The sequence below is a fragment of the Enterococcus sp. DIV0561 genome, from assembly GCF_050539875.1.
GTDB lineage: Bacteria > Bacillota > Bacilli > Lactobacillales > Enterococcaceae > Enterococcus > Enterococcus faecalis.
In genome coordinates this window covers 605,879-620,346 of the sequence record NZ_CP172927.1, presented here as the reverse complement: position 1 = coordinate 620,346, position 14,468 = coordinate 605,879, and the positions used below count along the sequence as shown (strand labels likewise).

At 37.7% G+C, this 14,468-nt stretch carries 13 protein-coding genes; 1 reads left to right on the top strand and 12 read right to left on the bottom strand.

All coding sequences use genetic code 11. The features are described from left to right. Window positions 1-207 precede the first annotated feature (207 nt). The 5 genes from IGM13_RS03085 to ptcA all read right to left on the bottom strand — a co-directional run bounded on the left by IGM13_RS03085 (window position 208) and on the right by ptcA (window position 6,484). Window positions 208-1,794, bottom strand: a complete 1,587-nt coding sequence (locus tag IGM13_RS03085) for an amidase family protein (protein WP_002419995.1) — start codon at window positions 1,792-1,794, stop codon at window positions 208-210. 196 nt (window positions 1,795-1,990) lie between these two features. Continuing rightward, a complete protein-coding gene (arcC, locus tag IGM13_RS03080; RefSeq protein ID WP_002419994.1) occupies window positions 1,991-2,920 on the bottom strand; it encodes a carbamate kinase in 930 nt (309 codons plus the stop codon). A gap of 11 nt (window positions 2,921-2,931) precedes the next feature. Further along, window positions 2,932-4,029, bottom strand: coding sequence for an agmatine deiminase (gene aguA, locus IGM13_RS03075; RefSeq protein WP_002383005.1), 1,098 nt, complete (start codon window positions 4,027-4,029; stop codon window positions 2,932-2,934). Next, the gene (locus tag IGM13_RS03070; protein ID WP_002355588.1) at window positions 4,022-5,398 is read right to left on the bottom strand and encodes an APC family permease; all 1,377 of its coding nucleotides are present in this window, start codon (window positions 5,396-5,398) and stop codon (window positions 4,022-4,024) included. The genes aguA and IGM13_RS03070 overlap by 8 nt, the downstream gene beginning before the upstream one ends. A 66-nt stretch (window positions 5,399-5,464) precedes the next feature. Next, window positions 5,465-6,484 (bottom strand): putrescine carbamoyltransferase, encoded by a 1,020-nt coding sequence (ptcA, locus tag IGM13_RS03065; RefSeq protein ID WP_002355587.1) that lies wholly within the window; start codon window positions 6,482-6,484, stop codon window positions 5,465-5,467. 398 nt (window positions 6,485-6,882) lie between these two features. Here ptcA and IGM13_RS03060 point away from each other — a divergent pair, with 398 nt between their 5' ends. After that, window positions 6,883-7,728, top strand: coding sequence for a helix-turn-helix domain-containing protein (locus IGM13_RS03060; protein ID WP_002419993.1), 846 nt, complete (start codon window positions 6,883-6,885; stop codon window positions 7,726-7,728). 42 nt (window positions 7,729-7,770) lie between these two features. Here IGM13_RS03060 and IGM13_RS03055 read toward each other — a convergent pair whose 3' ends face one another. From IGM13_RS03055 to gatC, 7 genes are all read right to left on the bottom strand, one after another. Next, window positions 7,771-8,088, bottom strand: a complete 318-nt coding sequence (locus IGM13_RS03055) for a thioredoxin family protein (protein WP_002383003.1) — start codon at window positions 8,086-8,088, stop codon at window positions 7,771-7,773. Between the two features lie 139 nt (window positions 8,089-8,227). Next, entirely contained in the window at window positions 8,228-8,356 is a 129-nt protein-coding gene (locus IGM13_RS03050) for a hypothetical protein (protein WP_002355577.1), read from the bottom strand. Further along, window positions 8,357-9,730: a 23S rRNA (uracil(1939)-C(5))-methyltransferase RlmD gene (gene rlmD / locus IGM13_RS03045; protein ID WP_010715041.1), complete on the bottom strand. Its 1,374-nt coding sequence runs from the start codon at window positions 9,728-9,730 to the stop codon at window positions 8,357-8,359. A 199-nt stretch (window positions 9,731-9,929) separates the two neighbouring features. Continuing rightward, on the bottom strand, window positions 9,930-11,018 hold the full coding sequence (locus IGM13_RS03040; protein ID WP_002383001.1) for a diacylglycerol kinase: 1,089 nt from the start codon (window positions 11,016-11,018) through the stop codon (window positions 9,930-9,932). An 18-nt stretch (window positions 11,019-11,036) separates the two neighbouring features. Continuing rightward, the gene (gatB, locus tag IGM13_RS03035; protein WP_002419990.1) at window positions 11,037-12,467 is read right to left on the bottom strand and encodes an Asp-tRNA(Asn)/Glu-tRNA(Gln) amidotransferase subunit GatB; all 1,431 of its coding nucleotides are present in this window, start codon (window positions 12,465-12,467) and stop codon (window positions 11,037-11,039) included. After that, window positions 12,467-13,936: an Asp-tRNA(Asn)/Glu-tRNA(Gln) amidotransferase subunit GatA gene (gatA, locus tag IGM13_RS03030; protein WP_002419989.1), complete on the bottom strand. Its 1,470-nt coding sequence runs from the start codon at window positions 13,934-13,936 to the stop codon at window positions 12,467-12,469. The genes gatB and gatA overlap by 1 nt, the downstream gene beginning before the upstream one ends. Next, the gene (gene gatC / locus IGM13_RS03025; RefSeq protein WP_002355569.1) at window positions 13,936-14,241 is read right to left on the bottom strand and encodes an Asp-tRNA(Asn)/Glu-tRNA(Gln) amidotransferase subunit GatC; all 306 of its coding nucleotides are present in this window, start codon (window positions 14,239-14,241) and stop codon (window positions 13,936-13,938) included. The genes gatA and gatC overlap by 1 nt, the downstream gene beginning before the upstream one ends. Window positions 14,242-14,468: the final 227 nt, after the last annotated feature.

Genomic DNA, 14,468 nt, shown 5'->3' with positions numbered 1-14,468 from the left:
CACTCTTTTTATTGAAATGCTTAAAAATTGACGGCCTTATTTCTCGAATCTGGCCACTTATTAACTTATTACATGAAAACATTCGCCTAAAAAAGCAAAAAAAAACGACTCACCTAAATAATCGACCTACAAATAATTTTCTTTCATTTGTAGGTCGATTATCTTTATTAGGTTTGATACGGATGTTTCGCCATTCCTAGTTTCCCTTTACTGCTCATCTCTACTTATTTTTTTACTGTTTGCCAATAGCTCGTTGTCTGAAAGCACTATCCGTCCTTTGGTACTTTGTTCAAAGCTGTAAGCTTGCTCAAATAACGTTTGCTCTTTATTGGCAGTTTGTGTAAAAGTCAGCCCATAAGGTTGTCCTTCACTGTTTTTCGCCAAAGGAACAGTCAATTCAGGATATCCTGCCACGGCACTTAAACCCGTACCTTCAGAATCAATAAAAGCATATCCGTCTAATTGTTGTTTTTTTAGCAACGCATCAAACGTTTGCTGTGCTTTTTTAATGGTTGCTTGAATGACTTCTTTATCTGGTTGTTTCTTTTTAACATCTGCTTCTAATAAATCTTGCCCATACTTGGCACGAACCTTTTTATCTTGTTGATTATACGCAATTAGTTCCTCCAGTGTTTTAAATGGTAAATCATAACGTTTCGCAAATTCTTCCAATGCAAACTTAAATTCATTGGAAATAACTTTCCCGCCATCAATCCCTTCCATATCTGGTGTTACCGGAATCACTTCTGCTCCAGCTTTTTGGAGGGCCTTTTTAGCAGTCGCAAATTCTTCTTCAGCACTTGGCATTTCTAGCAACCCAATGCGTTGACCTTGTAAGTTATTTTTAGTAAATTTCGTTGAATCAATGCTCGGAACCGTGTCTTTCTTAAACGAATTATAGCCTTGCGCAGCATCAACGACACTTCGGGCAATCGGGCCAACTGTATCTAATGACGGTGCCAATGGCAAAACACCTTCGCCACTTACTGAACTGTGGGTCGGTTTAAAACCAACCACTGATTGATGAGAAGCGGGGGAAACAATCGATCCCATCGTCTCAGTGCCTAAAGAGAAGGCGCCGATATTCATCGTCACACTAGCCGCACTCCCAGAACTTGAACCTGAAGGTGTTATTTTGAGTGGCCCATAAGGATTAAGTGTTTGTCCATGTTTGGAACTATAGCCACTTGGTGCTTTCATTGACATATAATTCGCTAGTTCAGATAAGTTTACTTTTCCTAAAATCAAAGCTTGCGCCTCTGTTAACTTCTTAACTACTTCCGCATCTTCCTTAGGCTTGAACGTGCGTAAGGCATAAGCTCCTGCACTCGAAATCATGTTGGTCGTATTTATATTTTCTTTCAAAGTCACAGGAATACCATACAAAGGCTTCTTCGGTGTTTGAGAGGCTTGCTGGTCAAATGCCTTTGCTTCCTTAATTGCTTGCGGATTGATTTCAGAGATGCTGTTCATACCATTATCTATTTGATCGAACTGTAAAATACGGTCCAAATAAAACGCCGTAAGTTCTTCATAGGTCAATGTTCCGTTGGCAATCGCTTGCTGTAATTCAGTGATATTTTTTTCAATAATCAACGGTGCTTTGGTACGAGCTTTTTGTACATCTGTTTCTTTTAATTGGTCTTCAATCGTTTTAACGATTCTCTCTTGATTGTACATTGCTGGGGTTTCTGCCTCAGGAGTGAACTTTTTGAGTATAAACCAATACGCTGCAGCGCCTATTATGACTAACAAAACAGCAATTATTCCGATTACTTTTAAAAATTTAGACATTTTTATCCTCCTATACCATTTAAAGATTATCTTACTATGTTTATTTTTGCATGACAACTAACAGTTTTGTTCGTTAAAAAGACAAAATAGAGAGTAGGACATCCGTCAAAACGACCGATGTCCTACTCTCTAACGATTAAGTTAGTCCGCTAAATGCGTATGTTTTAGTCTTTTGTGAAAGTTAAATACTGAGAATTTATTGTGTAATTCGTGTACCACTTTCTCCTTTGATTGCTTCCAAAGCTAATTCTAAAAGCCCGATAATCGCCTGGCGGTTTGGTTTACTTTCTGCAAAACTGATGGCCGCTTCCACCTTAGGTAACATACTACCTGGCGCAAATTGATCTTCTTCTATATATTGTTGCATTGCCGTAACCGTAACATCGGTCAAAGCTTGTTGATTTGCTTGACCAAAGTTAACAAAAACATGTTCTACTGCAGTTAATACCACAAAAACATCTGCTTCAATGAGTTCAGCCATTTTAGCTGCCGCAAAGTCTTTATCAATGACTGCATCTACACCATGATAGACTGGACCATCATAGGCAATAGGAACCCCGCCACCACCACAAGCAATTACGATCTGTCCTGCATCAACAAGTGTTCGCAAGCTAACCTTTTCGTAAATATCAACTGGTTTTGGCGAAGGAACTACCCGTCGCCAGCCTCGACCCGCATCTTCTTGATAGACGTTCCCAGTTTCCGCCATCAATTGTTTGGCTGTTTCTTCGTCATAATAACCACCAATTGGTTTTGTTGGTTTTGTAAACGCTGGGTCTTTTGGATCCACCACGACTTGTGTAATTAACGTAACAACTGGTTGTTCCCCTAAATTTCTGGCTACTAGTTCTTCATCAATTGCTTGTTGTAAATGATAGCCAATATAGCCTTGGCTCATTGCTGTGCATTCAGGAAACGGCACGACATCTTCTGGAGATTGACTCGTTTCCTCAAAAGCTAAGCGAATTTTGCCAACTTGTGGCCCGTTGCCATGAGCAATCACCACTTGATGGCCTTGTTCAATTAAATCAACAATGGATTTTGCAGCGGTTTGTGCTTTTGCCAATTGTTCTTTCGAAGAATTTCCTAACGCATTTCCACCTAATGCAATCACTATTTTTGACATCTGTTTCCCTCCTAGCGCTTTGGTTCTTGTTGTGTGATACAGTGAATATTGCCGCCCCCATAAACAACTTCTACCGTATTAACGCCGACAATTTTTTTATCTGGGAACATCGTTTGAACTTGCTCTAAAGCCAAACGATCATTTTCATCACCATACTGTGGCACAATCACGCCATCATTTGTAATTAAAAAGTTCATATAGGATGCGATACAAATATCGCCATCTTCTCGTGGCATGGTTCCTTCCACGAAATCAATTTTGAAGGAGCCTTGAATGGTTACATTTTTGACAGGACAGCATAATTTGTGGACTTTTAATTGGCGTCCTTTAGCATCAGTCATTTTAAGCAAACGTTGATACGCATCTTGTGCCGCTTCATAAAATGGGCTATTTTGATCTTCGGTGTAAATACAAGCCACTTCACCAGGTGCAATAAAACAAGCTACATCATCCACGTGACCATTAGTTTCTTCTGGGTCAATTCCATCACCTAGCCAAAGAACTTTTTCAACATTTAAATAGTCGCATAATTTTTGTTCGATTGCTTCTTTTGAAAGTTGTGGATTTCGACCTTCACTTAATAAGCACATTTCTGTAGTCAAGACTGTTCCTTGTCCATCTACGTGGAATGAACCGCCTTCTAAAACAAAATCATCTGTACGATAAGAATCTACATGCTCAATTTCACAAATTTTTTGTGCAACCAAATCGTCTTGGTCCCAAGGGAAATATAAACCATCTACTAATCCCCCCCAAGCATTGAATGTCCAATCCACACCACGGATTTCTCCATGGTCGTTAATGACAAATGATGGTCCACAATCACGGACCCAGGCATCATTGTTTGACATTTCGTAAACCGTAATTTCTGGCGGCAATTGGCGACGGCAATTTTGAAATTGTTGTTGAGAAACCACCACATTCATCGGTGTAAACTGACTAATTGCTTTGGCCACATTAGTAAACGCTTCTTGGACAGGTTTACCACCATCACGCCAATTATCCGGTCTTTCTGGCCAAATCATCCAAACTTTCTCTTGTGGTTCAAATTCTCCTGGCATTCTAAAGCCATCTTGTTTAGGGGTACTTCCTACAATTCGTTTAGCCATTTTCTTTCGTTCCCTTCTTAATTTTTTTCACGTAAATAATTACTTCACCAAACAGAATAAAAATGATTGCCCCAATTGTGATTGGTAATTTTTCATTTAATGCTGCGGGACTAAAATCTAAAGGTACTGCTGTGAAAATCAGTGAAATAATAATCATAATCATTGGTAAAACCACTAAAACTTTTAAAAATCCTGGTTTTCCGTTAACTTTAAACGGACGTGGTGTATCGGGATCAATTTTTCTAAGCTTATAAAAAGCTGGGAAAACTGGGATATACGATAACAAGAATAGGACGACATTCAAGGAGAAAAAGGCCCAGAATAAATCTTGATTAGGTAAAATTGGTGCTAATACAATGACCACCGATGCCACAATGCCATTCATCAAAGCAGCCCCAATTGGCATGTCATTTTTCTTACTACGTTTTTCAAAAAATTTAGGCATGTCACCATTTTCAGCAGCATAACAAGCTGTATTATTGACTCCTAATGACCAAGAAATCATGTTGCCAAACAACGTAAGAAGGAATAGGAAAGCCATCAACATAATGAACCAACCTTCTGTCGAGCCTGTCAATAGTTTAAAGCTATCCATCATACCACTGCCGGTACTAATTTGATCGGTGGGAATCGCTACCCCAATTCCAAAGGCTGAAAAAATATAAATGGCCGCAATGACTAACCCCGCTGCTACAATAGCTTGTGGAATTTGCTTCTTAGGATTTTCCATATCATCTGCAAACGTACAGATGACTTCAAACCCTAACAAATTAAAAATGATTACAGAAATAAAAGATAAACTCCTTAAGTCAAACGTTGGCAGCATTGATTTCAAGGTAAATTCATTGGCAACACCTTTCGTCAAGGCTACATACAATCCTAGCCCACCAATTAAGACTGCTAAAACCATCTTGATTACGGCAGCTCCATTTAGAATCCAGATACTGTCGCTGACAGGATAAAAACTAATCCAAACCACAATCCAAGTAAAAATTAATTCAACAATAATCATCATCGGTGTTGAAAACTTAATACCTGTAATTGTCGTTAATAGTTCTGGCGTCATAACGGCTAATGAAGCTAGCCACAATGGATAATTAATCCAATAATACCAAGAAACTCTGGCACCCCAACGATGACCATATGCTTTGGTCACCCAGTCATAGATACCCCCTTCACCAATATAAGTTGTTCCTAATTCTGATGAAATTAACCCATATGGCAATAGGAATGCAATTAATAAGAAAATCCACCAAAAAAACTGAGAATTACCAATTGCAGCAACAGGCGCCGCTGCTTCAGCAACGAAAACCACACAGATCACTGATAAAATGGCACTCGTTAAACTAAATTTCTTTTTCCCCTCCATGAAGACTCTTCCTCTCTTTATAAACTGTCCACTGATTCATTTTTTCAATCAGTGGACAGTTGGCCGTTAAATGCTTTGAGTGTCTAAGAAAACTTCTAGTTCTTTTTTTGCTTCTGCTTGTTTGATTAAATCATAAGGATTTTTTGCTTCATAATCATTCATAAGATATACTAATAAGCCACGAATAGATGTTAAACGGTTTTCTGCTTCATCGAAACAAATAGAATTTTTACCGTCAATTACTTCATCAGTTACTTCTTCCCCACGTGTTGCTGGTAAACAGTGCATGAATTTACAATTGGCACCTGCCCGATCCATCATTTCTTGATTCACTTGATATTTTGGATAGAAAACCTTCATACGTTCTTCTTCAGATAATTCCGCTTCGTACAAGCCATACCAAACATCCGTGTACAAGAAATCAGCGCCTTCAACAGAACTTGCATCATCTGTGACCAAAAAGCTACCGCCTGAAACTTCACAATTTTTTGCTAATTTCGCTTGATGCTCTTCATTTAATTGGAAGCCTTCTGGACCGAAGTGAACAAAATTCATGCCCATTTTTGTTGTGATTAATCCTAAAGAAAAACAAACTTGTGTCGCATCTCCGACAAAGACAACTTTACAATCTTCTAATTTTTTGCCTTCTGGTAAATGCTCAACCATGGTACACAAATCACCTAATTCTTGGGTTGGATGATTGTAATCAGACATACCGTTAATGACTGGGATAGTAGCACAATTAGCTAAATCAACAATACTATGGTGACGTTCCACACGAGCCATCAAAATATCTACTAAACGTGACAATACGCGGCTGGTATCTTCAATCGTTTCATGTCCCCCTAATTGAATTTGACCAGGTGCTAAATATTCGCCATGTCCACCTAATTGTTCCATTGCAGTTTCAAAAGATACTCGTGTTCGAGTTGAAGATTGTTGGAAAATCATTCCTAAAGATTTGTTTTTTAACAGTTGCGGATAATACCCATTTTTAATCGCTTCTTTAATTTTTAATGATAAATCGACTAAGTAGTGCATTTCCTCTTTCGTATATGTTTCTGTTGTAACGTAATCTCTTTTCATGATGTGTTCCTCCTAAAAGTTGTTTTTGTTTACACATCGACTTTACCAAGTTTAGCGAAGAGTTTACTATCCGCCAAAAGTTAGAAAACGTTTTCTTTTTTGGCGTGATTTTTCATTAAAAAAAGTTTATTTATGGTTATAAACCGTTGGTACACCAGGGGTTTATAAAAGTTTAGGCGGATTTCTCTCTAATTTCTGACCAATCATAGATTTGAAAATGGTATAATTATTTTGAAAAATCATTCACTTAAAATAAAAGATGAAAGGGGTTTCCAATCGTGACATTTGTTTTTATTTATAACATCTTGTTGATTATTTTATATTCGTTTACTTCAACCTTCACCTTAAATCTTTACTTGAAAAATAAACAACCGATTTTTTTATTGCTTCTCTTTTTAATGGTTATTTTTATTTGTGACAATGTGATTGTTTATATGACTGAGTTCATTAATTCGTTTGCAACCGAATATAATCAGACCTTTATGACCGCACCTTTTTTAAAGACCATCATTTTTATTTGTTGTAATTTTGCCTATCTGGCTATTATCAATACTATTAGTGGGCGTCCTTTTAAAAATTATCAATTTGTCTGGTTATTTTTAATTGGTTTATGGATGCTAGCTATTCCATTTTCACAAAATTCCGCCTTAAAAGTTTGGTTGTACTATTTACCCAATCAGTTATTTTTAATTTACCTTGGTTTCTATGCGCTCTATCAATTACGAATAGATCCTTTATCAGCCCTTGCGAAAAAATATCTTCGTTTTATTGGTTGGCTAAGCATTGGTTTCGGTGTGGCAATTCTTTTGGAAGATACCTTCGTTATTTTTAACATTGACCAATATTCTGATATTGTCTTTAAAATTAACAACCGAAACGTTTCTGAAGATATTTATACAATCATTCTCTCCATCGCCATTATCTACTTCTGTAATCGTGATTTTCCTCTGTCGGTTCTTGAAAAAGACGCTGCTAAATTGGAAGAAAATCAATCAGATGAACCCGTACTTTTGGCGCCTTTTTGTGATGCCTATCAATTAACGCAGCGAGAAAGAGAAGTGCTTTCGTTACTTTTAGAGTGCAAAACAAATCAAGATATAGCCAACGAACTATTCCTATCAATCGGGACAGTAAAAACACATATCCACAATATTTTCGTTAAATTAGAAGTAAACAAAAGAGCAGAAGTTTTTGTCAGTTATCAACTTTTTTCTCAACAACAAACTGAACATTTAGCGAGATAATCAAAAAGGAAGCCTCTCCGTGATCGGTGGCTTCCTTTTTGATTAACTATTTTCTTGTACTTGTCGAACTCTCTTTTCAATTTCTTGAAAGTTAATAATTTTAGCTTGGCGATGAATTTCTTTTCCTTCATAGTATAAGATAATGGTCGGTGCAGAAAAAGCATTTAATTGTCCAATTATTTCTGGACTTTTATCAGCTTCTGCAATGTATGTAGGAAATTCATATTTTGTTGAAATTTTTTCGACAATCGGTTTATCAACTGTACAAACACTACAATTTTTTGCTGTCAAAAAGACGGCTTGTAGACGATTGTCTGTAATTTTTTCTTCTAATTCTTCTAATGTTGTTACATATTCCACTGAATAGCCCTCCTTGTCTTTTGTCTAAAATAACAGATTTACTAGCAAAAGAACAACTTATTTGTTTGGCTAGGAATACTTTAACAAAAGAGTTGCCGCCCATTTCATTAATGGGCGGCAACTTTTTACTGATAACCGCTTATTTATTAAAAATTTTAGGCCCTTTGCGCATGTTTTTACGATCATTTTTGGGAGTTTCCATTTTTTTAGAACGGCCACCGCCTTGTTTCTTTTTAATTAATTCTAACATTTTTTCTTTTTCATTCATTTAATCCACCGCCTTTGTTAATAACGTGACAGATTCAATGTGGGTCGTTTGTGGGAAATTATCCACTGGTTGAATTTCTTTTGCTTCATAGCCACCTTCTGTTAATAATGCAATGTCGCGAGCGAGTGTGGCTGGATTACAGCTGACATAAACAATTCGTTCAGGTTGCGTTTCAATTAATGTGTTTACTAATTGACCATCTAACCCTTTCCGTGGTGGATCCACCACAACAACATCTGGTTGCAAGCCATTTTCAACTAATTTTGGCAATAATTCTTCCGCTAAACCAGCCGTGAAAGTGGCATTCTCAATGTTGTTTAATTTAGCATTATTTTCTGCATCTTTGACCGCTTCTTCAATTACTTCAATACCGTAAACTTGCTTTGCATCTTGGGCTAAAGTTAAGCCAATCGTCCCAATCCCACAATAGGCATCCACCACAATTTCATTGCCTGTTAAAGCCGCATACTCTTTGACTTTTTGATACATCACTTCTGTTTGTTGTGGATTTACTTGATAAAATGAACGCGCGGAAATTTCAAATTTCAAATCAAAAATAGTATCTGTAATTTTTTCAGACCCATGTAATAAGATGGTTTCGTTGCCAAAAATGACATTGGTTCGTTTGGGATTAACATTTTGTACAATGCTGACTACTTCCGGAATAGCTTCCAAAATATCTGGCACAATTTTACTAATTGGGAATAATTTCGGTGTTCTCGTAATTAGAACAACCATCATCTCCCCAGTATGGTAGCCACGACGAACGACAATATGGCGTAAGTTCCCTGTATTATCAGATTCGTTATAAGGTTTTACGCTATATTTACGCATAATGTCACGGATTTTAACAATTGCTGCATCAATTTCTAGGTCTTGAATATAGAAATGTTCCATCGGAATTAAATCATGGCTATTTTTCCGGAAAAAACCTGTTTGTAGTTGGTTGTCAATTTTACGCACGGGAATTTGTGCTTTGTTCCGGTAATGCCACGGATCATTCATCCCAATTGTTGGTAAAACAGGGACTTCTGGTAATTTAGCAACACGTTGCATAACATTTTCGACTTGTTGCGTTTTAAATGATAGTTGGGCGCCGTACGCTAAATGTTGCAACGGACTGATCCCGACTTTTGTAAAGTTTTCATCTTTCACGGGCACCCGCTGTTCACTGCTTTTTAGGACAGTCAATACTTTCCCATAACCAAAACTTTTGCCTGTTTTTAAGACTTTGATTTCAAGTTTTTCACCTGGTAAGGCATTTTCAATAAACAATGGATAATGGTCCACTTTTGCCACGCCTAAACCTTCATGCGTCAAGTCAACGATTTCTACTTCAATGACGTCATTTTTCTTTACTGGATAATTTTTCATAAGTCGCTCCTTCTTTTTATACACTTCACTCATTCTAATGAAAATACCTAAGAAAAGCAACAACGAATTTTCATGGCGATTTAGCAATTCCGTTTGAGCTTTTTGGGTAAATAAAAGAATGAGACCCTTTCCCTTAGTCAAAAAATAGCCAATGAAAGATCTTATCAACTAAATCTTTCATTAGCTATTCACGGGCTACCTAGTGCTTTTCTTTTTCGGCAATCTTTCCATCGCCATCAATATCTTCGTCTGTTAGTCGTTCAACTTCTTTGACAAATTCTTTGCTAGCTTCGTTATATGCTTCTTCCTCTTCGTCTTCTGATTCTACGACAATTTCATCGCTGCCAGTTAAGACAGAACCCATAATCGCATTGGACGGCAGTGCATCACCATTTGCAAAAATTTCAATGTGTTGATGCATATTTTTAAAGGTCATTGGAGCATCGCCTCCATATTCACCATCTAAATTAATCATCATTTTATTGTTCTTTTCTAACGTTTCTGCATGTAAATAGCTGGTCTTTGTATAGATTAGTCGATGATCTTCAACATGCTTTCCACCATTTAACATTAACGCAACTAAATGAAGAATCTCAAAAATATTGGCTGTTTTTACAATGATTAATGAAAACTTACCATCATCTAATTTAGCATCTGGTACGATTTGCTCGAAACCACCCACCGAGTTAGTCAGCCCTAGGAAAAACATTGATGCGTTGCCTTCGTACACACCTTCATCATATGTCATGCGCATTTTAATCGGCTTCACTCGCGGCAACATTTCGGCTCCTTTGGCTAAGTACGCTAAGTAGCCAAAAATACTTTTCAACTCTGACGGAACTTCATAAGTCAGTTCCGTTAAATGACCACCCGCCGCAATATTGATAAAGTAATTTTTGCCGGCTTGACCAATATCCATTTTGACAGTTTGATTTTTTTTAATCACTTCTGCTGCCTTAACGATATTATCACGAGGAATCTTCAAGGCCCGTGCATAATCATTCGTCGTTCCAGCAGGAATAATGGCCATTTTAGGGCGCCGCTTCAACGGAGCAATCCCATTCACGACTTCATTAATGGTCCCATCTCCACCTGCTGCTACTAGTAAATCAAATCCTGCACGCGCAGCACGATGTGCTTCATTGCGTGCTGAATTTTCTTCTGGTGTGGTCGCAAATGCACTGGCTTCATAACCACATTCTTCTAAAATAGATAAAATATCGGCTAAGTTCTTTTTAACTAACTCTTTTCCTGACGTTGGATTATAAATCACTCTAGCTTTTTTCATGGTTTGCCTGCTACTTTCTTATCGTTTTGAAAGCTCTTCTTGCAATAACTTGTTAACCACACCTGGGTTTGCTTGTCCACGAGTTGCTTTCATAATTTGTCCAACAAGGAAACCAACTGCACGGTCTTTGCCGTTTTTAAAGTCATCAATTGATTGTTGGTTGTTGTCTAAAACTTCGTTAATCATTGGTAATAATTGCGCTGGATCAGATAATTGAACAAGGCCTTTTGCTTCGACAACTTCTTTAGCGTCTCCACCGTTTTCAATTAACTCTTTGAACACTTTCTTCGCAATTTTCGAGCTGATTGTGCCATCGTTAATCAAAGTAATCATACCCGCTAGATTTTCTGGTGTTAGTTTAGTATCGGCTAATTCAACTTTTTCACTGTTTAAGTAAGCAGAAACTTCGCCCATTAACCAGTTTGATGCTTGTTTCGCATCTGCACCGTTTGCTAAAGTTGCTTCAAAGAAATCTGACATTTCTTTCGTTAAAGTCAAGACCATTGCGTCGTATTCAGGTAACCCTAATTCACTGATATAACGGGCACGACGTGAGGCTGGCATTTCTGGCAAACTAGCGCGAACTTTTTCAATCCATTCATCATCAATTGAAAAACGAGGAACATCTGGCTCTGGGAAGTAACGGTAGTCACTTGAGCCTTCTTTAACACGCATAAGCAACGTTGTACTAGTTGCTTCATCAAAGCGGCGTGTTTCTTGTTGAATTTCGCCACCAGATAATAGGACTTTGGCTTGGCGTTTTTCTTCATAAGCTAAACCTTTTTTTACAAAGTTCATAGAGTTCAAGTTCTTTAATTCCGCTTTAGTACCAAATTTTTCTTGACCATACGGACGTAAAGAAATATTGGCATCACAACGCATAGAACCTTCTTCCATTTTCACATCAGAAACTTCTGTAAATTGGATAATTGAACGCAATGCTTCTAAATACGCATAGGCTTCTTCTGGTGAACGCATATCCGCTTCTGAAACAATCTCAATTAAAGGCGTTCCTTGACGGTTCAAGTCCACATAAGAGTACCCATCTGTGCCATGAATGTTTTTGCCGGCATCTTCTTCTAAATGCACCCGTTCAATGCGAATTTTTTTCTTTTTGCCTTCGACTTCAATTTCAATCCAACCATCATGTCCGATTGGTTGATCAAATTGAGAAATTTGATACGCTTTAGGATTATCTGGGTAGAAATAGTTTTTACGATCAAAATGTGTTTCTTTTGAAATTTCACAGTTCAAGGCAAGTGCTGCTTTCATACCAAATTCTAAGGCACCTTTATTCATGACAGGTAAAACACCTGGGTAACTCCAGTCAACCACATTTGTGTTGCTGTTTGGTTCTGCTCCGAAATGCGCTGGCGCAGAGGAGAAAATTTTAGAGTTGGTTTTCAATTCTACGTGGACTTCTAATCCAATGACAGTTTCAAAGTTCATTAATCGTTCCCCCCTAAAATGACTGGTTTTTTCGTATGGAAATCTGTCGCTTGTTCAAAGGCGTACGCTGCTTTGTACATTGTATGTTCGTCAAAATGTTTTCCAATAATTTGTAAACCAACTGGCAAGCCTTCTGAGAAGCCTGCTGGAATGGACATGCCTGGTAGTCCTGCTAAGTTGACAGGAATGGTTAAAATATCATTCATATACATTGTGATTGGATCATTGATGTTTTCCCCTAGACCAAAGGCAACTGTTGGTGTGGATGGGCCAATGATTAAGTCATAATCCGCAAAGACATTCTCAAAATCTTGTTTGATTAGTGTACGAACTTGACCAGCCTTTTTAAAGTGCGCATCATAATAACCAGCACTTAAAGAGAAGGTTCCTAACATAATCCGACGTTTAACTTCTGTTCCGAAACCTTCAGAGCGTGAATTAACATAGACATCTTCTAGATTTTGGACATTTTCGGAACGGTACCCGTAACGAATGCCATCAAAGCGTTGTAAGTTTGAACTTGCTTCTGAAGAGGCAATAATATAATAGACCGCTACGCCGTATTTAGAATGTGGCAAACTAACTTCTTCCACCGTTGCTCCTAAAGATTTAAATGTTTCTGCTGCTTTTAATACCGCTTCACGAACATCCGATTGTACCCCTTCACCTAAGTATTCTTTTGGTAAAGCAATTTTCATGCCTTTGATGTCGCCAGTTAAATCTGCCGTAAAATCAGGAACAGAAACACCTGCAGAAGTGCCGTCTTTTTCGTCATAACCACTAATTGCATTTAAAGCTAAGGCATTGTCTTTAACATTTCGTGTCAATGGACCAATTTGGTCTAAACTTGAAGCAAAAGCAATCAAACCAAAACGAGACACACGTCCATAAGTTGGTTTTAGGCCCACAATACCGTTGAATGCGGCTGGTTGGCGGATACTACCACCTGTATCGCTCCCTAAAGAAACTGGGACTTGTCCGGCTGCGACAGCAGAAGCTGAACCACCAGAAGAACCGCCAGGAACTTTGGTTTGATCCCAAGCATTTTTTGTTTTCTTGAAGTAAGACGTTTCCGTACTTCCGCCCATGGCAAATTCATCCATGTTCAATTTTCCGACTGGAATCATATCTGCTTGATAGACTTTATCCATCACGGTCGCATCATAAATTGGGTCAAAATTGTGTAACATTTTTGATCCAGCTGTTGTCAAAATGTCTTTTGTGACAATATTATCTTTAATCCCAATTGGAATTCCTGCTAAAGGATTACTTTCAGTGATGCCTTTTAAGTCAATCGCTTTGGCTAATGCCATTGCTTTTTCTTCACTAACTGTGATAAAAGAACCTAGTTGTTCTTCTGTATCTTGAATACGATTTAATGTTTCTTCGGTTAAATCAACTGCAGTGATTTCTTTTGAGACCAATAAATCATGTAACTCTGTTAACGATTTGTCGTATAATTTTTCCATTAGGCTCCTGCCTCCCCGTTATCCATAATTGCAGGCACTTTAATGTAACCATTCTCTGATTCCGGAACATTCCGCATTAATTCTTTACGGTCCATTCCTGGTGTCGCTACGTCTTCACGCATGACATTGATTGATTCATTCACATTTGAAGTAAAAGGAACCCCTGTTGTATCTACTTCTTCTAGTAATTCCACCATATCAATAATTTTATCTAGTTGATTGGTAAAGTCCGCTAATTCTTCTTCGGAGAAAGATAATTTTGATAATTTAGCGACATGTTTGACTTGTTCTTCTGTAATTGCCATAGATACCCTTCTTTCTATCATTTACTGAAATTTTCATTTTCAGATTAATCAATTGGATTGTATTTCTTTAAACAGCTTAGCACAGCTGTTCACTCTGTTCCCATTCTACCATAAAATGGTCGGATATTTTAGATGAAACCTTGAATTTCATTGATAATTTGTCGCTCGCAAAAATGACGGAACTATGTTATTATGAAAATGAAAAGAGAGATATGCAGGAACATACC

Excerpts from the sequence above, each read along its gene's own strand:
- IGM13_RS03085 (WP_002419995.1), bottom strand. The coding sequence starts at position 1,794 with ATGTCTAAATTTTTAAAAGTAATCGGAATAATTGCTGTTTTGTTAGTC.
- arcC (WP_002419994.1), bottom strand. The coding sequence starts at position 2,920 with ATGTCAAAAATAGTGATTGCATTAGGTGGAAATGCGTTAGGAAATTCT.
- aguA (WP_002383005.1), bottom strand. The coding sequence starts at position 4,029 with ATGGCTAAACGAATTGTAGGAAGTACCCCTAAACAAGATGGCTTTAGA.
- IGM13_RS03070 (WP_002355588.1), bottom strand. The coding sequence starts at position 5,398 with ATGGAGGGGAAAAAGAAATTTAGTTTAACGAGTGCCATTTTATCAGTG.
- ptcA (WP_002355587.1), bottom strand. The coding sequence starts at position 6,484 with ATGAAAAGAGATTACGTTACAACAGAAACATATACGAAAGAGGAAATG.
- IGM13_RS03060 (WP_002419993.1), top strand. The coding sequence starts at position 6,883 with ATGGTTATTTTTATTTGTGACAATGTGATTGTTTATATGACTGAGTTC.
- IGM13_RS03050 (WP_002355577.1), bottom strand. The coding sequence starts at position 8,356 with ATGAATGAAAAAGAAAAAATGTTAGAATTAATTAAAAAGAAACAAGGC.
- rlmD (WP_010715041.1), bottom strand. The coding sequence starts at position 9,730 with ATGAAAAATTATCCAGTAAAGAAAAATGACGTCATTGAAGTAGAAATC.
- IGM13_RS03040 (WP_002383001.1), bottom strand. The coding sequence starts at position 11,018 with ATGAAAAAAGCTAGAGTGATTTATAATCCAACGTCAGGAAAAGAGTTA.
- gatB (WP_002419990.1), bottom strand. The coding sequence starts at position 12,467 with ATGAACTTTGAAACTGTCATTGGATTAGAAGTCCACGTAGAATTGAAA.
- gatA (WP_002419989.1), bottom strand. The coding sequence starts at position 13,936 with ATGGAAAAATTATACGACAAATCGTTAACAGAGTTACATGATTTATTG.
- gatC (WP_002355569.1), bottom strand. The coding sequence starts at position 14,241 with ATGGCAATTACAGAAGAACAAGTCAAACATGTCGCTAAATTATCAAAA.